Source organism: Pseudomonas sp. SAS7 (genome assembly GCF_052112345.1).
GTDB classification, from domain to species: Bacteria; Pseudomonadota; Gammaproteobacteria; order Pseudomonadales; family Pseudomonadaceae; genus Aquipseudomonas; species Aquipseudomonas putida_Q.
Map to the genome: position 1 here is coordinate 61,380 of NZ_JBEGGO010000020.1, position 22,959 is coordinate 84,338.

19 protein-coding genes are annotated in these 22,959 nt (G+C 62.7%); 8 read left to right on the top strand and 11 right to left on the bottom strand.

Annotated features, from left to right (window positions below):
* Positions 1–61 precede the first annotated feature (61 nt).
* The gene (locus ABI582_RS25545; protein WP_442120636.1) at positions 62–2,617 is read right to left on the bottom strand and encodes a PepSY domain-containing protein; all 2,556 of its coding nucleotides are present in this window, start codon (positions 2,615–2,617) and stop codon (positions 62–64) included.
* A 102-nt stretch (positions 2,618–2,719) separates the two neighbouring features.
* Positions 2,720–5,011, bottom strand: a complete 2,292-nt coding sequence (locus ABI582_RS25550) for a TonB-dependent receptor (RefSeq protein WP_338746142.1) — start codon at positions 5,009–5,011, stop codon at positions 2,720–2,722.
* 221 nt (positions 5,012–5,232) lie between these two features.
* Here ABI582_RS25550 and ABI582_RS25555 point away from each other — a divergent pair, with 221 nt between their 5' ends.
* Together ABI582_RS25555 and ABI582_RS25560 are read left to right on the top strand one after the other, a co-directional pair.
* Positions 5,233–5,913 (top strand): Fe2+-dependent dioxygenase, encoded by a 681-nt coding sequence (locus ABI582_RS25555; protein ID WP_442120637.1) that lies wholly within the window; start codon positions 5,233–5,235, stop codon positions 5,911–5,913.
* 3 nt (positions 5,914–5,916) lie between these two features.
* The gene (locus ABI582_RS25560) at positions 5,917–6,684 is read left to right on the top strand and encodes a tetratricopeptide repeat protein (RefSeq protein ID WP_442120638.1); all 768 of its coding nucleotides are present in this window, start codon (positions 5,917–5,919) and stop codon (positions 6,682–6,684) included.
* Between the two features lie 188 nt (positions 6,685–6,872).
* Here ABI582_RS25560 and ABI582_RS25565 read toward each other — a convergent pair whose 3' ends face one another.
* Complete coding sequence (locus ABI582_RS25565; RefSeq protein ID WP_016501382.1) at positions 6,873–8,036, bottom strand: type III PLP-dependent enzyme; 1,164 nt, start codon at positions 8,034–8,036, stop codon at positions 6,873–6,875.
* Between the two features lie 494 nt (positions 8,037–8,530).
* Between ABI582_RS25565 and ABI582_RS25570 the strand changes: the two genes are divergently transcribed.
* The 3 genes from ABI582_RS25570 (at position 8,531) to ABI582_RS25580 (ending at position 12,546) form a co-directional block, all read left to right on the top strand.
* Positions 8,531–9,028, top strand: a complete 498-nt coding sequence (locus ABI582_RS25570; protein ID WP_338746145.1) for an RNA polymerase sigma factor — start codon at positions 8,531–8,533, stop codon at positions 9,026–9,028.
* Positions 9,029–9,045: 17 nt separating this feature from the next.
* Positions 9,046–10,008, top strand: a complete 963-nt coding sequence (locus tag ABI582_RS25575; RefSeq protein ID WP_442120639.1) for a FecR family protein — start codon at positions 9,046–9,048, stop codon at positions 10,006–10,008.
* 108 nt (positions 10,009–10,116) lie between these two features.
* On the top strand, positions 10,117–12,546 hold the full coding sequence (locus ABI582_RS25580; RefSeq protein WP_442120640.1) for a TonB-dependent siderophore receptor: 2,430 nt from the start codon (positions 10,117–10,119) through the stop codon (positions 12,544–12,546).
* Positions 12,547–12,667: 121 nt separating this feature from the next.
* Here the strand turns inward: ABI582_RS25580 and ABI582_RS25585 are convergent, their stop codons facing one another.
* The 4 genes from ABI582_RS25585 to ABI582_RS25600 are packed head-to-tail and all read right to left on the bottom strand — an operon-like array spanning position 12,668 to position 16,113.
* Complete coding sequence (locus ABI582_RS25585; RefSeq protein WP_442120641.1) at positions 12,668–13,825, bottom strand: osmoprotectant ABC transporter ATP-binding protein OsmV; 1,158 nt, start codon at positions 13,823–13,825, stop codon at positions 12,668–12,670.
* The gene (locus ABI582_RS25590) at positions 13,822–14,475 is read right to left on the bottom strand and encodes an ABC transporter permease (RefSeq protein WP_016501377.1); all 654 of its coding nucleotides are present in this window, start codon (positions 14,473–14,475) and stop codon (positions 13,822–13,824) included. The genes ABI582_RS25585 and ABI582_RS25590 overlap by 4 nt, the downstream gene beginning before the upstream one ends.
* Complete coding sequence (locus ABI582_RS25595; RefSeq protein WP_442120642.1) at positions 14,472–15,386, bottom strand: glycine betaine ABC transporter substrate-binding protein; 915 nt, start codon at positions 15,384–15,386, stop codon at positions 14,472–14,474. Before ABI582_RS25595 ends, ABI582_RS25590 begins: the two co-directional genes overlap by 4 nt.
* A gap of 13 nt (positions 15,387–15,399) precedes the next feature.
* Positions 15,400–16,113 carry an ABC transporter permease gene (locus tag ABI582_RS25600; RefSeq protein ID WP_016501375.1) on the bottom strand — a complete coding sequence of 238 codons (714 nt, stop codon included), beginning with the start codon at positions 16,111–16,113 and terminating at the stop codon, positions 15,400–15,402.
* Positions 16,114–16,561: 448 nt separating this feature from the next.
* Here ABI582_RS25600 and ABI582_RS25605 point away from each other — a divergent pair, with 448 nt between their 5' ends.
* From ABI582_RS25605 to ABI582_RS25615, 3 genes are all read left to right on the top strand, one after another.
* Positions 16,562–16,861, top strand: a complete 300-nt coding sequence (locus ABI582_RS25605; RefSeq protein ID WP_080956865.1) for a type II toxin-antitoxin system RelE/ParE family toxin — start codon at positions 16,562–16,564, stop codon at positions 16,859–16,861.
* Positions 16,862–17,191: an XRE family transcriptional regulator gene (locus tag ABI582_RS25610; protein WP_442120643.1), complete on the top strand. Its 330-nt coding sequence runs from the start codon at positions 16,862–16,864 to the stop codon at positions 17,189–17,191.
* A 91-nt stretch (positions 17,192–17,282) separates the two neighbouring features.
* The gene (locus ABI582_RS25615) at positions 17,283–18,866 is read left to right on the top strand and encodes a peptide chain release factor 3 (protein ID WP_016484997.1); all 1,584 of its coding nucleotides are present in this window, start codon (positions 17,283–17,285) and stop codon (positions 18,864–18,866) included.
* A gap of 116 nt (positions 18,867–18,982) precedes the next feature.
* Here ABI582_RS25615 and ABI582_RS25620 read toward each other — a convergent pair whose 3' ends face one another.
* From ABI582_RS25620 to ABI582_RS25635, 4 genes are all read right to left on the bottom strand, one after another.
* Positions 18,983–20,062 (bottom strand): polyamine ABC transporter substrate-binding protein, encoded by a 1,080-nt coding sequence (locus ABI582_RS25620; RefSeq protein WP_442120644.1) that lies wholly within the window; start codon positions 20,060–20,062, stop codon positions 18,983–18,985.
* 52 nt (positions 20,063–20,114) lie between these two features.
* Positions 20,115–20,456 (bottom strand): cupin domain-containing protein, encoded by a 342-nt coding sequence (locus tag ABI582_RS25625; protein WP_016484999.1) that lies wholly within the window; start codon positions 20,454–20,456, stop codon positions 20,115–20,117.
* Positions 20,457–20,488: 32 nt separating this feature from the next.
* Positions 20,489–21,895 carry an NAD(P)/FAD-dependent oxidoreductase gene (locus ABI582_RS25630; RefSeq protein WP_258655378.1) on the bottom strand — a complete coding sequence of 469 codons (1,407 nt, stop codon included), beginning with the start codon at positions 21,893–21,895 and terminating at the stop codon, positions 20,489–20,491.
* Between the two features lie 64 nt (positions 21,896–21,959).
* Positions 21,960–22,760 (bottom strand): AraC family transcriptional regulator, encoded by an 801-nt coding sequence (locus tag ABI582_RS25635; protein WP_258911686.1) that lies wholly within the window; start codon positions 22,758–22,760, stop codon positions 21,960–21,962.
* Positions 22,761–22,959: the final 199 nt, after the last annotated feature.

Below are 22,959 nucleotides of genomic sequence, written 5' to 3' on the forward strand. Positions count from 1 at the left end.
ATGATCCTGTGGGAGCGGGTTTACCCGCGAAGAGGGCGGCGCTGGTTAAATCAATAGATGATCAGTACACATCCCGCCGATACCGCCCATCCTCAATCAACTGCTGCACAGCGGCTTCCCCAAGCATGCCGTTGAGCGCCGCATCCACCCCCGCAGCCATCCCTTGCAGGCTGCCGCAGACATACACGCAGGCGCCATCCGCCACCCAGCGCTTGAATTCCTCGGCTTGCTGCAGCAACACATCCTGCACATACACTTTCTCGGCCTGATCCCGCGAGAACGCCAGGTCCAGGCGTGCCAGGTCGCCGCTCTGCAGCCAGCCTTGCAGCTCATCACCACACAGCAGGTCATGCGCCCGGTTACGCTCGCCAAACAGCAGCCAGTTGCGCTGTTCGCCAGCATTTACCCGTGCGCGGATCAGGCTGCGCAGGCCGGCCAGGCCGGTGCCGTTACCGATCAGGATCATCGGTGCTGGGGTCTCCGGCAGGTGGAAGCCGCTGTTGCGCCGCAGGCGCAGGCTCAGCGTGCCGTTCATGGGCAGGTATTCGGTGAGCCAGCCGGAGCCCAGGCCCAGGTTGCCATCGCTATGGCGCTCCTGGCGCACGATCAGCTCCAGCGCGCCGTAACTGGCGATCGAGGCGATGGAGTATTCGCGGCTGCCGATCGGCACCAGGGCGTCTACCAGCGCTTGCGGCTGCAAGCCGATCAGGTGATCACGGCGCGCCGGCAGCTGGCGGCCAGCGAGGGCTTGGGCAAGTGTTTCGCCCAGGCCATTCACCTGTACCGGGGCGCTGGCGTCCAGCGCCATGCCCTTGAGGAACGCGTCGATCCGTGGCTGCCCATTGAGCGGCAGGATTTCAGCCAGGTCACCGGCTTCCCAGCTGGCAGGCTCTTCAGCCAGCAGGCCAAGCAAGTACACCGGCTGGCCCTGGCTGCCCGGGTTGAGCAGTTCGCGACGCACCAGTGACCAGTTGCCAAAGCTTGGCGGCTGCCAGGCGGCCACTGGCTGGGCGCCGGTCAGTTGCGCCAGCTCCTGCTGCCACTGCTGCAGGGCGGCCTGGTCGGCGTTGTCCACCTCCACCGGGCTGAACGCGCTGCTGGCACCGCGCTCACCCAGCCACGCCTGCAGGCGACGGGCGAAGCCGCAGAAGTGCGGGTACTGGCGGTCGCCGAGGGCGAGCAGGGCGTAGTTGAGGTTGTTCAGTGCCCACGGCTGGCCGAGCACCTTGCGCTCGAAGGCGCGGGCGCTGTCGGGTGCTTCGCCGTCGCCAAAGGTACTGACCACGAACAATGCGCGGCGAGCCTGGCGCAGGTCGTCTTCCCGCAGTTCGGCCAGCGCGCGTACCTGCACCGGCAGGCCGGCTGCCTGCAACTGGCCGGCACTTTGCCAGGCCAGTTGTTCGGCAAAGCCGCTTTGGCTGGCAAAGCCGATCAGCCAGCTGTCGCCGCTGCCGGTGCCGGTGGCGACGTTGCCACGGGCTGCGCGGACCTGGCGCTTCTTGCGGCGGCGGTCGAGGTACAGCAGCCAGCCCGTGACGAAGAACAGCGGCATGGTCAAGCTGGCGATGGTGACGATGATGCGCCCCGGCAGGCCGAAGTATTCGCCCACGTGCAGGGCGTAGACGCTCTGCAGCAGCTGGGCCTTGAAGGATTTGTCGGAGTAGCGGTCGTGCCTTTTAACCTGGCCGGTGGCCGGGTCCAGTTCCAGGGTGTTGAAGGCGCGCGGGTGATCGGCGTTGTCCAGCAGGTAGAACAGGTTGGCCGGCTGGCCGCCAACCGGTGGCAGGCGCAGGTTGTAGGCGGCAAGGCCTGGCCCTGCGGCGTTTTTGAGGTTGGCCCAGATGGCGTCGTAGTCGACCACCAGCGGCGGGGCGTTCTTGTCGACCTTCTGCGGCCCGTGGCGGCCACGGCCTTCGCCGCGTTTTTGTTGCTGGCCGGCTGCCGGCGCGTCGGCCAGCAGCTTGTTCAGGCCTTCGCGGTACCACTCATAGGACCAGAACAGGCCGGTGAGGGCGAACAGAAGATAGAACAGCAGGCACCAGGTACCGGCCACGGCGTGCAGGTCCCAGTTGAAGGCGCGGCCTTTCTTGGCCCAGTCGAAGGTCAGCCAGGTGCGCCAGTCCAGCGCCTTGCGCGGCCAGCGCAGGTACAGGCCGGACAGGCAGAAGAACACCAGCATCAGGGTGCAGGCGCCGGTGATCTGCCGGCCAGTGTCGCCAATGGCCAGAAAACGGTGCAGGTTGAGCATGAGGTTGAAGAAGCCTTGCCCGGCCACTTCACCTTTGAGTTCGCCCGTATACGGGTCGGCATAGCGCAGCTCGCCACGGCGCTCGCCCGGTGCCGGCATGAAGAAGATGCGTGCGGCATTGCCTTCACGCACGTCAACCCACAGCATCGACACCTTGTCGTGTTGCTGGGCCTCGACCCGTTGCACCAGCTCGGCCGGCGGCAGTACGCCCTCGGCGCGCACTTCGACCTTGAGCACGTCGGCATTGAACGCGCGCAGCAGTTCTTCCTGGAACGAGTACAGCGCCCCGGTGATGCCCATCAAGGCCAGCACCAGGCCAGCGGTGATGCCAAAGAACCAGTGCAATTGGAACAGCGTCTTCTTCACCACATCGATCACCTTGTGTTGCTGCCGCAGACTGCGCGGCGTGCATTATGCCTTGATACGCAAAAGCCCCGCTCACTGGAATGAACGGGGCCCTTGGTTGTTGCTTTAGAAGTGGACGCTGGTGGTCAACAGTGCAGTCCGCCCGGCCGCCTGGTTGGCGAAGTGGGTGGAGAAGGCCTTGTCGTAGTACACCTCGTTGGTCAGGTTCTGCACGTTCAGCTGCAGGTCGACGTTCTTGGTCAGCTTGTAGGCGGCCATGGCGTCGTAGCGTACGTAGCTGTCGACCATGGTGGTGTTGGCCACGCTGCCGTACACGTCATCCACGTAGAACGCACCACCGCCCACGGTCAGCTTTGGCGTGATCGAGTAGGTCGTCCACAGGCTGGCGCTGTTGTTCGGGGTGTTCGGCAACTGGTTGCCATCGTTGGCCTTGCCCAGCGGGCCGCCGTCGATCTGGCGAGCCTGCATGTAGGTGTAGCCGGCGAATACCTGCCACTTGTCGGTGATCTTGCCGCTGGCCGACAGTTCGATGCCTTGTACGCGAGTTTCGCCGACGTTTTCGTAGGTGGTGGTGTCCACCTGAACGCGGGCGTTTTCCTTCTCGGTGCGGAACAGCGCAGCGGTCAGCGACAGGCGCTGGTCGAGCAGGTCCCACTTGGTGCCGATCTCGTAGTTGGTGGTTTCCTCTGGCTCCATGTCGCTGGCCAGCAGGTTGCCGTTACGGTCCGGGGTGCCACCCAGCGGGTTGCCTTCTGTACCTTCGCCGAGCATCGAGCCTGGTGGTGTTGCAGAGGTGGCGTAGGACACGTAGATGCTGCCGTTTTCGGCCGGTTTCCATACCAGGCCCAGCTGGCCAGTCACGAATTCGCTGACATCCTTGCCTTTGGCGGTGGTGGTGCCAGCAGCGTTGTAGGTCTTGTAGTCGGTGTCGAAGTGATCGTAGCGCAGGCCCATGTTGACCAGCCACTCGGGGGTCAGCTCCAGCGTGTCGAACACGTACAGCGCACGGGTCTTGCTGTTGGTGGTAGTGCCGGCGTAGTTGCGCGAGATGGCACCGTTCCACGGGTCATCCGGGTTCGGGTTGCTCAGCGAGGTGCAGTTGTAGCCGCTGGTGGCGCCGATCATGCCGGGGGTGCAGTTGGTATTGGCAGCGCCGCCAGGGACCGTGTCGGTGTCGACGGTGTAGGACGAACGGTCGCTTTCTTCGCGGCTCAGTTCGATACCGGTCGAGAAGCTGTTTTTCATGCCACCGACGTAGAACTCGCCGAACAGGTCGGTCTGGTTGGTGGTGGTGGCGGTGTTGCCGACACGGCTGTTGGCACGGCGCCAGACGCTGCCGTTGTTGACGTTGCCCTTGCTGTCGTCAGGCTGGGTCAGGATGTAGTCCTGCATGCTGTTGCCGTGACGCAGGGTGTTCTTGATGGTCAGCGAGTCGGTCAGGTCGTGCTCGATCGCGAAGGTGGCGATGTCTACACGGCTCTTGCGGAAGTCACGGCCGGTCAGGCCATAGAAGTTGTCGCTGTCGCCGCCGTCATTCGGCTTGCTCGGGTGTGCCGAGGTGCGCCCGCCGCTGCCGTTGGTCGGGATGGTGTACGGGATGCCCGAATCCGGAAGGTCGTCGCTTTCCAGGTGGTAGTAGTCGAGGTTGACTCGGGTCGGTGTGCCCAGGCCGAAGGCCAGCGACGGGGCGATACCCCAACGGTCGTAGTTGACCTTGTCGCGGCCAGCAACGTTGCTTTCGTGGGTCATCAGGTTCAGGCGGCCGGCAACGGTGTCGCTGAACTGGTAGTTGCCATCGAAGGTGTAGCGCTGGGTCTGGTCACTGCCCCAGGTCCAGGCGCCGTCCAGCGAGTTGCCCAGGTGCGCACGCTTGCTCACCAGGTTGATGGTACCGCCAGCGGCACCACGGCCACCGATGGCGGAGTTCGGGCCCTTGGCCACTTCTACCGACTCGATGGCGAAGATTTCGCGGGTTTGCGCGCCAGTGTCACGCACGCCGTCAAGGTAAGTATCGCCTTGGGCGTCAAAGCCGCGGATGAACGGGCGGTCGCCTTGCGGGTTGCCGCCTTCGCCGGCGCCGAAGGTGATGCCTGGCACGGTGCGCAGGGCGTCCTGCAGGGTCAGGGCGTTGGTGTCCTTGATCACTTGCTGCGGGATGACGGTGACCGAGCGCGGGGTGTCTACCAGCGGCGCGGTGTACTTCTGCGAGGCGGCCTTCTCGACTTTGTAATCGGTGCTGGCCTGTTCAGCCTTGCCGTTGACGCTGGTGGCGTCGAGGGTGATCGCGCTGCTGGCGGCCGGGTCGGCGGCATACACCGATGTGGCGCTAAGCGCGACGCCGATGGCGGAAACGATCAGGCGTGGCGAACTCACTGCAGATGGTACGTACTGGCGCATTGCTAAGGACCTTCCCCAAGGTGTTGAGGCGGCGGATCTTAATGTAAGCAATTGTGACTAACAATTGAGAGTCGTTACCATTCGTGAAGAATTTACAATCTTTACATTTGGCCTTTACGGTTTCATCAAGCTGAAACGTCTTAAGCGGCGAAAAGGCTTGTGTAGCGCAAAAGGGAATCAATATCATTGGCGCCTTTACACTTCCTAACGGTGCTGCCGCCATGCTGCTTCACATCCCAGGCCTGTTCGACGCTGACGAGCTGGCCCGTATCCGCGAGGCGCTGGAGCAGGCCGACTGGGCCGATGGCAAGGTGACTGCCGGCTACCAGTCGGCCAAGGCCAAACACAACCTGCAGTTGCCCGAAGGGCACCCGTTGGCCAAGGAAATCGGCACTGCGCTGATCGAGCGCCTGTGGAAAACCCCGCGTTTCATGTCGGCGGCCCTGCCGCACAAGGTGTTTCCGCCGTTGATCAACTGCTACCGTGAGGGTGGCAATTTCGGCTTTCACATCGATAACGCTCTGCGTCAGCCCAAGGGCAGCCCGGAGCGGGTGCGTACCGACCTGTCTTCGACACTGTTCCTCAGCGACCCGGATAGCTACGACGGCGGTGAGCTGGTGATTCAGGACACCTATGGTGAGCGGCAGGTGAAGCTGGCTGCCGGTGACCTGGTGCTGTACCCCGGTACCAGCCTGCACAAGGTCAACCCGGTCACCCGAGGCCAGCGTTATGCCGCGTTCTTCTGGACCCAGAGCCTGGTGCGCGAGGACAGCCAGCGGGCGCTGCTGTTCGAGATGGACAACGCCATCCAGCAACTGACTGCCGATGTACCCGAGCACCCCTCGTTGCTGCAGCTGACCGGCACCTACCACAACCTACTACGCCGCTGGGCTGAGGTCTGAACCGTGTCCTATCAGTTGCGACGTGAGGAAGTGGTGGATGTAGCCGGCTTGCAGGCCATGCTGGAGGAGAGCCCCGGCAAAGCTGCCCAGGCAATCCTGGCAGCGGCGGGGCAGGGCACGGTCGAGGCGCAGTTGCTGCTGGGGCAGATCCTGCTGGATGGGCGCGGCATCGAAGAAGATGCCACCGTGGCCCGGCGTTGGTTCGGCATCGCCGCACAGGGCGGCAGTGCCATGGCGCACAACATGCTCGGTCGTTGCCTGGAGCATGGTTGGGGTGGTGAGCCGAGCTTGGAGCAGGCGGCCATTCATTATGCGCGTGCGGCCGACGCCGGGCTGGACTGGGGCCTTTACAACCTGGGCAACCTGCTGGCCACCGGGCGGGGGGTGCCGGCCAACCAGGCACAGGCACTGATGTGCTACGAGAAGGCCGCGCAGCTGGGGCATGCCAAGTCGATGAACCTGTATGGGCGTTACCTGGAGCAGGGCATTGCCACGGCGCCCAGCCCGGCGCGGGCGGTGCGCTGGTATCGGCGCTCGGCCGAGGCGGGGGATTTCCGTGGGATGTTCAGCCTGGGGCTGGTGCTGGTCGAGCGCGGGCAGCTGGCCGAAGCAGGGCAATGGCTGGAGCAGGCGCGGGTTGAGGGGAACATGAATTTCCTGCGTGCTGCGTTGGTAACCTTGCAGGGTGCAGGGCCGGTGTTGATGGCCTTTGCGGCGCGGTATGCCGAAGAGATCGAACGGCGGGAAGACCGCTCCAATCTGACCGGTTGACGCGGTCAAGTGTAGGAGCGGCCTTGTGTCGCGAACGGGCTGCGAAGCAGCCCCGGCAATTTGTGCCTTTAAGCTGAGATCCTGGGGCTGCTTCGCAGCCCTTTCGCGACACAAGGCCGCTCCTGCAGGGATTGCGCAGGCTTTGGTGGCACACACATGAAAACGGGGCCTTGCGGCCCCGTTTTGCGTTACAGGTAGTAAGCCTTCAGCGGCGGGAAGCCGTTGAATTCGACTGCGCTGTAGCTGGTGGTGTAGGCACCGGTCGACAGCCAGTACAGGCGGTCACCGATGGCCAGGTTCAGCGGCAGGCCGTATTTGTAGTTTTCGTACATGATGTCGGCGCTGTCGCAGGTCGGGCCGGCGATGACGACTTCTTCGGTTTCGCCTTTCTTCTCGGTCCAGATCGGGAACTTGATGGCTTCGTCCATGGTTTCGATCAGGCCGGAGAATTTGCCCACGTCAGTGTAGATCCAGCGCTCGACGGCAGTGCGCGACTTGCGCGCCACCAGCACCACTTCGCTGACCAGGATGCCGGCGTTGGCAATCAGCGAACGGCCTGGCTCCAGGATGATTTCCGGCAGCTCGTCACCGAAGTCTTCCTTGAGGAAGCGGATGATTTCTTCGGCGTAGGTTTCCAGGCTGTTGGTCCGGGTGATGTAGTTGGCCGGGAAGCCGCCACCCATGTTGATCAGCTTCAGCTCGATGCCGTCTTCTTCCTTCAGGCGCTCGAAGATCACTTTGACCTTGGCAATGGCGGCGTCCCACACGCTGATGTCGCGCTGCTGCGAGCCCACGTGGAAGGAGATGCCGTAAGGCACCAGGCCCAGGTCACGGGCGAGGATCAGCAGGTCCATGGCCATGTCGGTCTGGCAGCCGAATTTACGCGACAGCGGCCAGTCGGCAGTGGTGGAGCCTTCAGTCAGGATACGCACATACACTTTCGAACCCGGTGCGGCCTTGGCGATGTTGCGCAGGTCGGCTTCCGAGTCGGTGGCGAACAGGCGCACGCCCTTCTCGTAGAAGTAGCGGATGTCCTTGGACTTCTTGATGGTGTTGCCGTAGCTGATGCGGTCAGCGCTGACGCCGCGGTCCATCACCTTGTCCAGTTCGTAGATCGAGGCGATGTCGAAGCTCGAACCTTTCTCTTTGAGCAGGTCGATGATTTCGACGGCAGGGTTGGCCTTGACCGCGTAGTAGACCTTGGCGAATTCGAAACCGGCGCGCAGGTCGTCATAGGCCTGGCTGATCATCTGGGTATCGATGAGTACGAACGGGGTTTCCTGCTTGTCGGCGAACGCCTTCATTTTCTGGAAGGTGTCACGCGCGAAATAGTCTTCGACCTGGATCGACATGCTCAGGGACTCCATGGGCAAACAAAAAGAATAAGTGGCTGCAAACTGAACGTCCTCCGTATCCCCACTTTGGTTCGCCTACTCAGTACTTGAGCCGGATGGATCGTTTCCAGCATGGACGTTCGGCGCGCACTTTAGGGCGTGAAGAATGCAGAATCAACAGGCAATCCGGGCGTGATCGGCGTGGATCGACGACCAGCCATTTGAATAACCGACTCGTGTGACCGGCTGATGTTCCCCACGATGTTTCAAGCGTTAAATATTGTGGAATAGACCGTATTGGCCCTTTCGCGGGTGAACCCGCTCCCACAGGGATTGCGCAATTCCTTCAGGGGCGGGTTCACTTGCCAAAGGGCCCCAGGTGTTCATATTTATGGCCACATTTTCCTGGTACCCACGTACAGGAAATGGCCCATAAATTTTTTGTTACCGACTGGCGGATTTGCTGGTTTTGATGAGAAACATTACTATTCGCACCCTTATCCGCCTCCCTGATGACCCAGACCGTGTCCGGACACAAAGGCTTCCTCGACCATTACCATGAGCTGATCGGCACCTGGACGCGCAAACTGCGCAATCGCCAGCAGGCCGAAGACCTCACCCACGATGCCTTTGTCCGGGTACTGGAAAACCCGCGCGACCAGGTCGAGCAGCCCCGCGCCTACCTGCACCAGACCGCACGTAACATTGCCGTGGATGGCTTGCGCCGCGAAGACCGCCGCCAGGCCCTGGCGCTGGAAGCCTTCGACGAGGGCACTACCGCCAGCGATGACCCGGAGGCCTACGTGCATGCCCTGGAATTGGCCGACAGCGTCGAGCGGGCGCTGGCCGAGTTGCCGCTCAACTGCCGGCAGGTGTTCATCTGGCAGAAGCTCGAAGGCCTGACCCAGGCCGAGATCGCCGAGCGCATGGGGTTGAGCAAGAACATGGTCGAAAAGTATATGATCCGCACGCTCCGGCATTTGCGTGAGCACCTGGATGTGTCGGCATGAGTCAGGAGACCTTTTCGATGAAACAGCACGGTACCGATACCGTCCGCGAGCAGGCGGCCGCATGGTTTGCCCGTGTGCAGGATGCGCCTCGGGATGCCGGGCTGCAGAAACAGTTGCGCGCCTGGTTGGCCAGCGACGAGCGCCACCGCGAGGAGTACCAGCACCTGTGCCGCGTGTGGCAGGCCGCCGACTTCATTCCGCGCCAGCGCCTTGAAGCGTTGTGCCAGCCGGACCCGGTGCAGCAACTGCCGCGTCGGCGTTTCGTGCGTCAGGCCTTGGCCGCCAGTGTTGCGGTGCTGGCGTTGGGCCTGGGCTGGGGCGGCTGGAACTACCAAAAGCTGAATCATCAGGGTAGCTTGCAGACCGCCTTCAATGAACGCCGCCAGGTCGAACTGCCGGATGGCTCCTTGCTGGATCTCAATGGCAGCACACAGCTGCAGGTCGACTTCAGCGCTGGCCAGCGGCATATCCGCCTGAGTGCCGGCGAGGTGATGTTCAACGTCGCCCACGACAGTGCCCGGCCGTTTGTGGTCGACACCGCCCAGGGCAGCGTGACGGTAACCGGTACCCGCTTTGACGTGCGCCGGGACCCTGCCAGCACCCGGGTGGCTGTGGAGCAGGGTTCGGTGCGAGTGCAGGGCAAGGGCGACGCGCTGGCGCAGCTTACGGCCGGCCAGGGTTCGCATATAAATGCACAGGGCGGGGTGGCCGCCCCCTACGCCGTCAATACCGCTGCCGTTACTGCCTGGCGCCAGGGCAAGCTGGTGTTCGACAACGCCACCCTCGCCGAGGTGGTGGCCGAAGCCTCGCGCTATCGTAGCCAACCGCTGCGGGTTGCCCCCGGTAAAGTCGCCCAGATGCGCCTTTCGAGCACCTTCAGCACCGACGACACCGACGCACTGTTGCGGGCCTTGCCGAGCATCCTGCCGGTGGCCATCAAGGCCCATGAAGACGGCTCTCGCGAAATAATTGCGAAATAGATTCAGGTTTTTTTTCGCTCGTTCGTCTTCCTCGCCAGCTGCAACTGCCAAGCATTTCCATTTGCACGCGGTTGGCGTTTATTCCGCATTCCAGGATGTTTCGACGACGTGAACAACAACAAACCCTTCCCACACTTGCGCGCCCTGGCGCTGGCCCTGGCGGTCAGCGCCGTGACCGTCAACAGCCAGGCTGCTGAGGCGGGCAACACCATCCAGATCCAGGCCCAACCGCTGGCTTCGGCGCTGAATCAGCTTGGTCAGCAAACCAACCTGCAGCTGTTCTTCAGCCCCGAACTGGTGGCGGGCAAACAGGCCCCGGCGGTGTCCGGCAACCTGGCGCCGGTGCAGGCGCTGCAACAGTTGCTGCAAGGCAGCGGGCTGACCTTCGAGATGTCCCAGGACACCGTGGTGGTAAAGCCACTGCCGACTACCCTCGACCTGGGCAGCGGCAGCCTGGAGCTGGCGCCCACCGACATCAAGGTGGTCGGTGACTGGTTGGGCGATGCCCAGCAGAGCGTGGTGCAGAACCACCCCGGCGCGCGCACCGTGGTGCGCCGCGAGGCGATGGTGGAGAAGGGCGCGATGAACGTGCGCGACGTACTGCGCGGCATCCCGGGTGTGCAGGTGCAGGACTCCAACGGCACCGGCGGCAGCGACCTGTCGCTGAACGTGGGCGTGCGCGGCCTGACCTCGCGCCTGTCGCCGCGCTCCACCGTATTGATCGACGGCATCCCGGCCGCCTTCGCGCCGTATGGCCAGCCACAGCTGTCGATGGCGCCGATCTCCTCGGGCAACCTCGACAGCATCGACGTGGTGCGTGGGGCCGGCTCGGTACGCTATGGCCCGCAGAACGTGGGAGGGGTGATCAACTTCGTCACCCGGGCGATTCCGGAAAAGGCTTCGGCGGAACTGTCCACCACCCTGGAAACCTCCCAGCGCGGCGGCTGGAAGCACACCGAGTCGGCTTTCGTCGGCGGCACGGCTGACAACGGCATGGGCGTGGCGCTGCTGTACACCGGGGTGAACGGCAACGGTTACCGCGAAAGCAACAATGGCAACGACATCGACGACGTCATCCTCAAGACCCACTGGGCACCTACCGACGTCGATGAGTTCTGGCTCAACTTCCATTACTACGATGGCCGTGCCGACATGCCCGGTGGCCTGACCCAGGCCCAGTACGACAGCAACCCCTACCAGTCGCTGCGCGACTACGACTACTTCGCCGGTCGGCGCAAGGATGTGTCGTTCAAGTGGCAACGCCAGCTCGACAATGCCACCCAGTTCGAAGTGCTGACCTACTACACCGACAGCTTCCGCGGCAGCGCCATCGCCTCGCGTGACATGAAGACCCTGTCGTCGTACCCGCGCAACTACCACACCTTCGCCATCGAGCCACGGGTGTCGCGCATCTTCTTTGCCGGCCCTACTACCCAGGAAGTCAGCGTGGGCTATCGCTACCTGAAGGAAGCGATGCGCGAACAGTCGACCCGCCTGGCGCTGATCGACAACGTGCCGACCGTGACCCCCACCTCTGACGGCCACGTGTTCCAGGACCGCAGCGGCGGTACCGAGGCCAGCGCCTACTACATCGACGACAAGATCGATGTGGGCAACTGGACCATCACCCCGGGCGTGCGCTTCGAGCACATCAATACCGACTGGCGCGACCGCCCGGTGCTGGATGCCAACAACCGCCCGGTGGCGGAGAAGAAGCGCAGCATCACCAGCAACGAGCCGCTGCCGGCGCTGAGCGTGATGTACCACATCTCCGACGCATGGAAAGTGTTCGCCAACTACGAAACCTCGTTCGGCAGCCTGCAGTACTTCCAGCTGGGCCAGGGCGGTACCGGCAACAGCACGGCCAATGGCCTGGAGCCGGAAAAGGCCAAGACCTACGAAATCGGCACGCGTTATGACGATGGCGGCTTCGCCGGTGAGCTGACCGCGTTCTACATCGACTTTGATGACGAACTGCAGTACATCAGCAACGACGTAGGCTGGACCAACCTTGGCGCGACCAAGCACCAGGGCATCGAGGCCTCGGTGCGCTACGACCTGGCCGGGCTGGACCCGCGCCTGGAAGGGTTGTCGGTGAGTGGTGGGTACACCTTTACCCGCGCCACCTATGAAGGTGAGATCCCGGGCTTCAAGGGCCGTGACCTGCCGTTCTATTCACGTCAGGTGGCCACCGCCGGCGTGCGTTACGCGGTCAACCGCTGGACCTGGAACCTGGACGCCTACGCCCAATCCAAGCAGCGCGCGCCGGGGACCGGGATCAATGCTGATGGCAGCTTCAACGGCGACTACATCACCGAGCCGAGTGCGGATGGGCAGTATGGTGATATTCCGGGTTACGTGACCTGGCATGCCCGTGGTGGGTACGAGTTCGGGCCCGAGATGTCCAACCTGAAGCTGGCGGCGGGGGTGAAGAACCTGTTCGACAAGCAGTACTTCACCCGCTCCAGCGACAACAACGCCGGCATTTATGTGGGTGAGCCGCGGACCTTCTATGTGCAGGCCAGCGTAGGGTTCTGACTGGAGATTGCCGGGGCCGCTTTGCGGCCCTTTCGCGACACAAGGCCGCTCCTACAAGCGTACGCGAACCCCTGTAGGAGCGGCCTTGTGTCGCGATGGGGCGCAGAGCGCCCCCGGCTTTCTACGAAACCACCGCCTCAGCCGGCGAAACAATGCTGGTCTTGCCCCCGCGCGATCTGCCCGAACTCAGGTACGCCGCAATAGACTCCTGTGTCACCTCGCCCAGGAATACCTGCTCGGCATCCAGCACCGGCAACCACGCCCGGTTGAACTCGTACATGCGCGACAGCAGGATGCGCAAATGCTCATCGTGCGATGCCGTGGCGTTGAACTGCCGCAGGAAGTCGCCACACGTCCCTTGCTGGCGGTGCATGTCACGTCGGCGCACATAGCCCAGTGCCTTGTTCTGTGCATCGGTCACCACCACGTAGCGGCGGTCGTGCTCATCCAGCAGCTCCAGTGCATCGCTCACGGGCGTCTCCGGGCTCACCGACGGCGCGTTGTCCGCTGCATCCTCGGCACGCACCAGCAGCAGGCGCTTGAGCGTGCTGTCCTGGCCAACGAAGTTGCTGACAAAGTCATCCGCCGGGTGCGCCAGCAGCGTGTCCGGGTGGTCCAGCTGCAACAGTTTGCCGGCACGGAAGATGGCAATCTTGTCGCCCAGCTTGATGGCTTCGTCGATGTCGTGGCTGACCATGATCACGGTCTTGTTCAGCGCCCGCTGCATCTCGAAGAACTCGTTCTGGATCATCTCGCGGTTGATCGGGTCGACTGCGCCGAATGGCTCGTCCATCAGCAATACCGGTGCTTCGGCGGCAAGCGCGCGGATCACGCCGATTCGCTGCTGCTGGCCACCGGACAGCTCGCGCGGGTAGCGCTGCAGGTATTGCTTGGGTTCGAGCTTGATCATGTGCATCAGCTCGCGAGCACGCTCGTGGCACTTTTGCTTGTCCCAGCCGAGCAGGCGCGGGACCACGGTGATGTTCTCCTCGATGGTCATGTTGGGGAACAGACCGATCTGCTGGATCACGTAGCCGATTCGGCGGCGCAGGGTGACTTCGTCCAGGCCGGTGGTGTCTTCGCCATTGATGAACACCTGGCCCGAGGTAGGCGTGATCAGGCGGTTGATCATTTTCAGCGTGGTGCTCTTGCCGCAGCCCGAGGGGCCGAGGAACACGCAGATTTCCCCTTCGTTGACAGTGAGGCTTACCGCGTCGACGGCTTTGACGTCCTTGCCGTTGACGTTGAAGGTTTTGCTGAGGTTCTTCAGTTCGATCATGGGCGCAGTCCTTCTGGAGTCAGGGCACGTTGCAGGGTTTGCAGCAGCAGGTCGGCAATGATGGCCAGCAGGCTGACCAGTACGGCACCGACCAGCAGCATCGACATGTCGCTGCGGCTGATGGAGGTAAGAATGAGCACGCCCAGGCCGCCGGCGCCGATGGTGGCGGCAATGGTCATGACGCCGATGTTCATCACCACGGCAGTGCGCACACCGGCGAGGATCACCGGCACGGCGATGGGCAGCTCGACCATGCGCAGGCGCTGGCCGAAGGTCATGCCGATGCCGCGCGCAGCTTCGCGGATACCGGGCTCTACGTTGGTCAGGGCCAGGTAGGTGTTGCGCAGGATCGGCAGCAGCGAATAGAGGAACACCGCGGTGATAGCTGGCAATGGCCCCAGCCCTTGGCCAAACTTGGAATAGAACGGCAGCAGCAGGCCGAACAGGGCAATCGACGGAATGGTCAGCAGCACCGTGGCGCTGGCTTGCAGCGGCCCGGCAACAGCCGGGAAGCGGGTCATCAGGATGCCCAGCGGCACGCCGACGAGAATGGCCAGGCTCACCGCAACGCCCACCAGCATGATGTGCTGCCAGGTCAGTTGCAGCACCTGGGCCCAGTCCAGGTGGCTGAAGGTATCGATCAGGTTCATGGCTGGCCCTCGCTGTTCAGTGGGTGCTCGCGCAGGAAGGTGGCGGCCACGGCAGTCGGGTTCTGGTGCTCGACGTCGACCTTGGCGTTGAGCTGGCGCATGGTTTCGTCATCTAACTGCTCGGCCAGTGGCTTGAGCAGTGCGGCCAGTTGCGGGTTGGCGTCGAGCACGGCTTTGCGCACCACGGGCGCTGCGGTGTAGTCGGGGAAGTAGTGCTTGTCGTCTTCCAGCAGCTTGAGGTTGAACGCACTCAGGCGGCCGTCGGTGGTGTACACCAAACCGGCGAATACCTGGTTGTTGCGCATGGCGGTGTACACCAGGCCACCGTCCATCTGGCGGATGTTGCGCCGGTCCAGCGGCAGGCCGTACATCTCGCGCAGGCCAACCAGGCCGTCGGGGCGGTTGGCGAACTCGGTGTCCAGCGCCACCAGGTGGTTGCGCTGGCTTTCGTCACGCAGTACCTGGTTGAGGTCGCTGATGGTGTTGACCTGCGGGTAGGCATCGGCCACTTGCTTGGGCAGGCCCAGCGCGTAGGTGTTGCTGAACTTCGACGGGGCCAGCCAGATCAGGTCCTTCTTTGCATCCAGCTCTTTGACCCTGGCGAAGGTGGCTTCGGCACTGGGCATGCGCTCGTCGATGTGGTTGTACGACACCAGCGAAACCCCGGTGTATTCCCACATCAGGTCAAGCTGGCCGGTCTCCTGGGCCTGGCGTGCGATGTTGCTGCCAAGGCCGGTGGTGACGCGCACGTCAAAGCCATTGGCGCGCAGGTATTGCGCAGTGATTTCGGCGAGCACGGTCTGCTCGGTGAACACCCGCGCGCCGATGCGCACCAGTGGTTTTTCCACTGCCTGGGCAAATCCTGCGAACAGCAGGGCCGCGCCCAGCAGCAAGGCGATTCTCTTGTTCATACGTTCCCTATCCTTATTGGGCCAGGCCACGTTCCAGCCAGCGCTTGCTGGAGAAACTCACCGCCGCGTCCAGCACCAGTGCCAGCAGTGCGGTGCAGGCGGCACCCAGCAGCAGCTGTGGCTGGTTGTTCAGGGCGATGCCGGGGAAGATCAGGCTACCCAGGCTGTTGGCGCCGATCAGGAATGCCAGTGGCGCGGTGCCCACGTTCAATGCCAGGGCCACGCGTACACCACCGACGATGATCGGCACGGCATTCGGTAGCTCCACCTGCCAGAGTTGCTGGCGCGGGGTCATGCCGATGCCGGTGGCGGCTTCCTTGAGCGAGGCGGGGACGTTTTTCAGGCCCTCGTAGGTGTTGCGCACGATGGGCAGGAGGGAGGCGAGGAACAGCGCGAAGATCGCAGGCCCGGCGCCGATGCCCAGGATACTGAGCGCGATGGCCAGAACGGCCAGGGGAGGGATGGTGTTGCCAACGTTGAAAAACTGCATGAAGCGCTCGGCTTTGTCGACCCGGTGCGGTCGACTGAGGGCAATGCCAGCCGGGATGCCCACGGCCAACGCCGCCGCCATCGAAGCCAGCACCAGAACCAGGTGCGCTTGCAGGTAGAACCCAAGATCGTCGCGGTAACGCGCGATCGTGTCGATGCCGATCCAGTGGACCAGCAGGGCCAGGATGACGAGCACGGTGGCGCATCCCAACAGCCCTTTTCCGTAGCGTTTAGCCACAGGCGGACTCCTTGTGTTGTCGGCGAGCACACTTCTTTTTTGCCGGCCAGTCCTGGCGGCGGTTGGTGTGTTCGCGAGTAGCAGCGTGACGCACGCCGAAGGCTGCGATCAGGCCATGAGCCGAACCCCGTCGGGCCCGAAAATGCTGATGAAACCAGTCCCCAACCGAAGCGGGTTGCAGGGGAATGGACGTCTCCGTGGGCGCAAAGGTTCCCATCTGAGGCGGCATTTGGCCAGCGTTAATCACTGGCAACAAAGAAAATTTGCACGAAAAAACAGCGCTTTTTCTGCGTGGAGGCGTTGAATCGCCTGCTATCGAGCCATTTGTCCCGCCAAGCGATATCTCCTTTGAAATTCTCTCTGTATCTCCTTGAGGGAATATTCTTTCGGAGGTATGTTTGTTGTGTGGTCCATAGGGATGTGCCCGGAATTTACAGTGGAGTTCAGGATGCTGGAAATGGAGGTCCAGGATGAACTGTTAGCTCAGCTACACCTGCTGGCATGCTGCGGCCCGGCTCTGGGTAGACCGCGTGTGGATACCTTGAAGGGCTCAAGGTATTCGAACATGAAAGAGTTGCGATTCAGCGTCGGGAATGGCGTGTGGCGCATAGCGTTCGCTTTTGACCCCTCTCGCTGTGCGGTGCTGTTGGTCGCCGGAGACAAGGCAGGCATCAGTGAACGTAGATTTTACCGGAGCCTGATCGAGCGTGCCGACGCACGTTTCGAACGGCACCTTTCCAGAGGTTGAATGATGAAAACACTCGATGAGGTCATGAACGAGCTGTCGTCTGAGCGCAGGGCGAGAGTAGAAGCACGCGGCCTTGAACTGATTCGTGAAGAAATGACCTTGCAAGCCTTGCGCAGGCAGTTGCAAATCACCCAGGACGAGTTGGCGGAGCGCCTCGATATCCGTCAGGGCAATGTTTCGAAAGTGGAGAAGAGAAGTGACATGTTGATATCCACCCTTCGCAGCTATGTTGAGGCCTTGGGTGGAACATTGGAGCTCGTTGCACATGTGCCCGGCCGGGCCCCTGTCAAGCTTCAAGGTTTTTGTGATGATCAGGCTCAACGTGCGTGATTGACCAACGGACGGGGATCAGATTTTGGTCCCAGCCCAACTTCAGGTATGATATCGCCCCTTTTTGAATCCCCCAGTCAGGCGATTTCCCATGACCAACCAGGCCGCCGAAGTCGCGAAGCGCCGCACTTTCGCAATCATTTCCCACCCCGACGCCGGTAAGACCACCATCACCGAGAAGCTGCTGCTGATGGGCAAGGCCATTGCCGTCGCCGGTACGGTGAAGTCGCGCAAGTCCGACCGCCACGCCACCTCCGACTGGATGGAAATGGAGAAGCAGCGCGGCATCTCCATCACCACCTCGGTGATGCAGTTCCCGTACCGCGAGCACATGATCAACCTGCTCGACACCCCTGGCCACGAAGACTTCTCGGAAGACACCTACCGCACCCTGACCGCGGTGGACTCGGCGCTGATGGTGCTCGACGGCGGTAAAGGTGTAGAGCCGCGTACCATCGCCCTGATGGACGTGTGCCGCCTGCGTGATACGCCGATTGTCAGCTTCATCAACAAACTCGACCGTGACATCCGCGACCCGATCGAACTGCTCGACGAGATCGAAGCCGTCCTGAAGATCAAGGCTGCGCCGATCACCTGGCCGATTGGTTGCTACCGCGACTTCAAGGGCGTGTACCACCTGCGCGGTGACTACATCATTGTCTACACCCCGGGCCACGGCCATGAGCGTACCGAGGTGAAGATCATCGAGAAGCTGGACTCCGATGAAGCCCGCGCGCACCTGGGTGACGAATATGATCGCTTCCTCGAACAGCTTGAGCTGGTACAGGGTGCATGCCACGAGTTCGATCAGGACGAGTTCATCAATGGCCAACTGACGCCGGTGTTCTTTGGTACCGCACTGGGCAACTTTGGTGTCGACCATGTGCTCGATGCCGTTGTCGACTGGGCCCCGCGCCCGCTGGCCCGTGTCGCCCACGAGCGTACCGTGGAGCCGGTGGAAGAAAAGTTCACAGGCTTCGTGTTCAAGATCCAGGCGAACATGGACCCGAAACACCGCGACCGTATCGCCTTCATGCGCATTTGCTCGGGCAAGTACGAGAAGGGCATGAAGATGCGCCACGTGCGTACCGGCAAGGACCTGCGCATCGGTGACGCGCTGACCTTCTTCTCGTCCGAGCGCGAGCAACTGGACGAGGCCTTTGCCGGCGACATCATCGGCCTGCACAACCACGGCACCATCCAGATTGGCGACACCTTCACCGAAGGTGAGGCGCTGGGCTTCACGGGTATTCCGCACTTCGCCCCGGAGCTGTTCCGCCGCGTGCGCCTGAAGGACCCGCTCAAGTCCAAGCAGCTGCGCCAGGGCCTGCAGCAGCTGGCCGAAGAGGGTGCAACCCAGGTGTTCTTCCCGGAGCGCAGCAACGACATCATCCTCGGGGCGGTCGGTGTACTGCAGTTCGATGTGGTCGCCAGCCGGCTGAAGGAAGAGTACAAGGTCGAATGCGCCTACGAGCCGATCACCGTGTGGTCGGCGCGCTGGATCAGCTGCGATGACAAGAAGAAGCTCGAGGAATTCCAGACCAAGGCCATGGAGAACCTGGCCATCGACGGTGGCGGGCACCTGACCTACCTGGCGCCGACCCGGGTCAACCTGGCGCTGATGGAAGAGCGCTGGCCGGACGTCAAGTTCCGCGCGACCCGCGAGCACCACTGATTTCCAGAACCGGCTGCTGACCCTGTGGGAGCGGGTTCACCCGCGAATGCGATGTTGAATTTACCGACGCATTCGCGGGTGAACCCGCTCCCACAGGGACCGCACTACGGCCGCGCTCAGTTTCCGGCTTTGATACTGGTCCAGATCCGGGTGCGAATGCGGTCGATCTTCGCCGGCATCGCTTCCAGCGCATACAACTTGCCCATCATGTCTTCGCTCGGGTAAATCATCGTATTGCCCTTCATGGCCGGCTCCACCAGCCCGTCCGCCTTGAGGTTACCGTTCGCGTACTGCACATGGTTGCTGATGTTGGCCATCACCTCTGGCTGCAGCAGGTAGTTCATGTAGGCATACCCGGCTTTTTCGTCCGGTGCATCGGCCGGCATGGCCACCATGTCAAACCACATGGGCGCGCCTTCCTTGGGTATCGAGTAGCCCACCTTCACCCCGTTCTTCGCCTCTTCGGCACGGTTTTTCGCTTGCAGCACATCCCCCGAGAAACCCACCACCACACAGATATCGCCATTGGCCAGGTCGCCGGTGTACTTCGATGAATGGAAGTAGCTGATGTACGGCCGCACCTGCATCAGCAGCGCCTTGGCCTTTTCGTAGTCCGCCGGGTTCTGGCTGTGGTGCGGCAGGCCCAGGTAGTGCAGGGCAATCGGCAGCAGTTCGGGGCCGTTGTCCAGCACGGCGACGCCACAGCTCTTCAGCTTGCTCATGTACTCGGGCTTGAAGATCAGGTCCCACGAGTCCACCGGCGCGTTGTCGCCGAGCACCGCCTTGACCTTGTCGATGTTGTAGCCGATGCCGGTACTGCCCCACAGGTACGGGAAGCCATACTGGTTGCCCGGGTCGTTCACCTCCAGTGCCTTGAGCAGCACCGGGTTGAGGTTTTGCCAGTTGGGCAGCTGCGACTTGTCCAGCTTCTTCAGGGCCTTGCCCTGGATCTGCCGGGCCATGAAGTGGTTGGAGGGGAACACCACATCGTAGCCGGAGTTGCCGGTCATCAGCTTGCCGTCGAGGGTTTCGTTGCTGTCGTACACGTCGTAGGTGGGCACGATGCCACTGGCTTGCTGGAAGTTCTTCAGCGTGTCGGGGGCGACGTAGCTGGACCAGTTGTAGATTTTCACCGTTTCGGCGGCGCCGGCCACACTGGCGGCCAGCATCAGGGGGGCGAGAAGGAGCGTGCGCATGTCGGGTTTACCTTGCTTTGTCTGTTGTTATCGAAGGCAGGCGATCAGCGGATCAGAAGATGAGGACGTAGGTCTTGCGCACGGTCTCCTGGATGTCCCAGGTGCCGGTGCTGTTGGCCGGTAGCATCAATGCGTCTCCGGCTTCTATGACCAGGGGCTCGCCACCGTCGGGGGTGAAGGTGCAGCGGCCCTTGATGAAGTGGCAGAACTCCTGTTGCACGATCTGCCGCCGCCAGCGCCCGGGGGTGCACTCCCAGATGCCGGTTTCGACGCCATCGCTGCGCTCTACGCAGGTAACAGACGTCACTGCCACGGGGTCGCCAAGCGGCACCGCGACCGGGTTGGAGCTGTCGAGCACAGCGCTGTCGGTGTTCTTGAACTGGGTAATGCTCATGACCGGTGGATCCTGTGTCGGGGTAAGGGAAGTCAGTGCATGAAGCCTTCCATGAAGTCCGCAAGCGAACTGGCCAGGCGCCGCCTCCAGGGCGCGCTGGCGGGGTTGGCGAGGGTCCGGTCCTCGTGGACGAAGCTTTGGATGATCGCGTTGTAGCCCAGCCAGCGGCAGGGCTCGGGCGGCCAGCTGGCCAGGCTGGAAACCGGGCGGTTGTCCAGCACCCAAGGTTGCGCAGTCAGTTCGTTGTGCTGGTTGAGGATGAGCGCCGCCAGGGTGCGGCCGCCCAGGTTGGTGGCGCCAACGCCTTCACCACCGTAGCCACCGGCCAGGGCAATGCCGCGCTGGCGGTCGCAGAGCATGTGCGGGCGGAAGCGCCGGGCCATGCCCAGGTTGCCGCCCCAGGAGTGGGTGATGCGCACATGCTTGAGCTGGGGGAACAGCTCGCTGAACAGGTAACGGCGCAGTTCGATTTCGTGCTCTTGGAGGTTGAAGTTTTCGCGCAGGCGGCCACCGAAGCGGTAACCACCGCGTGCGCCGAATACCAGACGGTTATCAGCGGTGCGCTGGCCATAGGTGACCTGACGGCTGCTCTCGCTGAAGGCCTGGCCCTGGCTCAGGCCGATCTGCTCCCAAGTCGATTCCGGCAGCGGTTCGGTGGCTATCAGCAAACTCTGTACCGGTAACTGGTGCTTGCCCAGCGGCGGCAGGCTGGCGGCGTAGCCTTCGACTGCCGGCACCATCCACTGGCAGCGAATCCGCGCCAGCGGGGTGCGCACCTCGCCGGGTTGCCAGTCGATGGCCGGGGTGTTTTCGTAGATTGGCACGCCCAGCGCTTCCACCGCCCGCGCCAGGCCACGCACCAGCTTGGCCGGCTGGATGGTCGCGGTGTGCGGGCTGTAGATGGCACCAAATGCATTACTGACCCGCAGCTGGTTTTCCAGTTGCTCGGGGCGCAGCCAGCGGTAGTCGTCCTCGGTCATGCCTTGGCGATACAAGTCATCGAGGTAGGCGCGCAGGCTGCGCTCTTGCTCCGGGTAGCGCGCGGCGCAGTACAGCACGCCGCCTTTGCGGTAGTCGCAGTCGATGCCTTCGCGTTGCAACACCCCCTGCACTTCATCGGGAATGCCGTGCAGCAGGTCGATGCTGGCGCGGCGCTGTTGTGGCGACAGGGTGGCGAGCAGGCGGTCTTCGCCCAGCAGGTTGCCCATCAGCCAGCCGCCATTGCGCCCGGAGGCGCCGAAGCCTGCGATGTTGGCGTCGATCACGGCGATGTTCAGTTGTGGCGCCTGGCGCTTGAGGTAGTAGGCGGTCCACAGGCCGGTGTAGCCGGCACCGATGATGCACACATCCACTGCCAGGTCTTCGCGCAGGGCCGGGCGGGCGCACAATGGCTCTTCGAGCTGGTCCATCCACAGGCTGAGCGTGCGCAGGGGTTGCATCGGGTTCGGCTCCACATCGGTCAAGGTCTGTGGGCGATCCTAGTGCTGTCAGCCAGTGGCTGTCTTACGTGCGTGCACGCAGAGAAATTTGCTTGAGGTAGGCCTTGGGCGTGAGCCCGGTGTGCTCGCGGAAGCACTTGTAGAACGCCGACAGCGAGTTGAAACCGGCGCTGAACGCCAGCTCGTCGATCGTCGCCTCGACCCTGTCGTCGTCGAGGCTGGCCATGAGGTGTTGCAGGCGGGCCTGGTTGACGTAGCGGTAGAAGCTTTGCCCGAGCACCTGGTTCAGCAGGTAGGAAATCTGGTTGCGGCTGTAGCCGCTGGCGTCAGCCACCTGCTGCAGGTCCAGCTCCGGGTCCAGGTAGGGGCGCTGGCGCTGGAAGTAGTGCTCCAGGTCCTGGGCCATGGTCGACAGCTGCCGCGGCGACAGGCCCAGGCGGCTGGTGGCCGGGCGCGGGCCGCTGCTGCCGTGCCCGCTGCCGTTCTGGCGAACCAGCGTGGCGTATTCGTTTACCCGCCAGATCAGCCCGTCCTTGACGGTGATCGCCTCGCTGGACTGGAACGCCACCAGGCCGTCACCGCCCTGGACCGTGACCTGGTACTGGATGAACGCGGTGCAGCCATCAACGCGGATGCGGTCGCTGTGAACGATATCTTCGCCGGCTTCATGGGGCAGGCAGGCGCGCACGTAGTCGCGCAACTCAACGTAGCCAAGCACGCGGTTCTGGAAGAAGTCGTGGTACTGGATGTCGGGGTGGTACAGCGCAATGACGCCGTCGAGGTCGCGATGCTTCCAGCATAGGTGGTAGCGCAGCACCGTGTCGGCGGTAATCGGGGTCTGGGCGGGGCCATCAGGGAGCGTCATGGGTGAATGATGCCCCGCCGCAAAGCTTGCTACAAGAATGCAGAACACCTGATGCACAGGGCCAAGTCGCGCAATTTGCACGATTCTGAACGAGCCTCTATTTCTAACTCATTGTTTTATAAAGGTGTAATTTTTTGTCGCAAATGGCACAGCCGCTGCAATGGTTACTGCGCGAATGGACTTGTCGCTAACCACTTAA

What these genes read in the sequence shown, in the direction of transcription:
- ABI582_RS25630 (WP_258655378.1), bottom strand. Translation starts at nt 21,895, where the DNA reads ATGCAACCCCTGCGCACGCTCAGCCTGTGGATGGACCAGCTCGAAGAG.
- ABI582_RS25620 (WP_442120644.1), bottom strand. Translation starts at nt 20,062, where the DNA reads ATGCGCACGCTCCTTCTCGCCCCCCTGATGCTGGCCGCCAGTGTGGCC.
- ABI582_RS25605 (WP_080956865.1), top strand. Translation starts at nt 16,562, where the DNA reads ATGCTGGAAATGGAGGTCCAGGATGAACTGTTAGCTCAGCTACACCTG.
- ABI582_RS25585 (WP_442120641.1), bottom strand. Translation starts at nt 13,825, where the DNA reads ATGATCGAACTGAAGAACCTCAGCAAAACCTTCAACGTCAACGGCAAG.
- ABI582_RS25565 (WP_016501382.1), bottom strand. Translation starts at nt 8,036, where the DNA reads ATGTCGATCCAGGTCGAAGACTATTTCGCGCGTGACACCTTCCAGAAA.
- ABI582_RS25610 (WP_442120643.1), top strand. Translation starts at nt 16,862, where the DNA reads ATGATGAAAACACTCGATGAGGTCATGAACGAGCTGTCGTCTGAGCGC.
- ABI582_RS25555 (WP_442120637.1), top strand. Translation starts at nt 5,233, where the DNA reads ATGCTGCTTCACATCCCAGGCCTGTTCGACGCTGACGAGCTGGCCCGT.
- ABI582_RS25570 (WP_338746145.1), top strand. Translation starts at nt 8,531, where the DNA reads ATGACCCAGACCGTGTCCGGACACAAAGGCTTCCTCGACCATTACCAT.
- ABI582_RS25625 (WP_016484999.1), bottom strand. Translation starts at nt 20,456, where the DNA reads ATGAGCATTACCCAGTTCAAGAACACCGACAGCGCTGTGCTCGACAGC.
- ABI582_RS25635 (WP_258911686.1), bottom strand. Translation starts at nt 22,760, where the DNA reads ATGACGCTCCCTGATGGCCCCGCCCAGACCCCGATTACCGCCGACACG.
- ABI582_RS25615 (WP_016484997.1), top strand. Translation starts at nt 17,283, where the DNA reads ATGACCAACCAGGCCGCCGAAGTCGCGAAGCGCCGCACTTTCGCAATC.
- ABI582_RS25590 (WP_016501377.1), bottom strand. Translation starts at nt 14,475, where the DNA reads ATGAACCTGATCGATACCTTCAGCCACCTGGACTGGGCCCAGGTGCTG.
- ABI582_RS25575 (WP_442120639.1), top strand. Translation starts at nt 9,046, where the DNA reads ATGAAACAGCACGGTACCGATACCGTCCGCGAGCAGGCGGCCGCATGG.
- ABI582_RS25550 (WP_338746142.1), bottom strand. Translation starts at nt 5,011, where the DNA reads ATGCGCCAGTACGTACCATCTGCAGTGAGTTCGCCACGCCTGATCGTT.
- ABI582_RS25595 (WP_442120642.1), bottom strand. Translation starts at nt 15,386, where the DNA reads ATGAACAAGAGAATCGCCTTGCTGCTGGGCGCGGCCCTGCTGTTCGCA.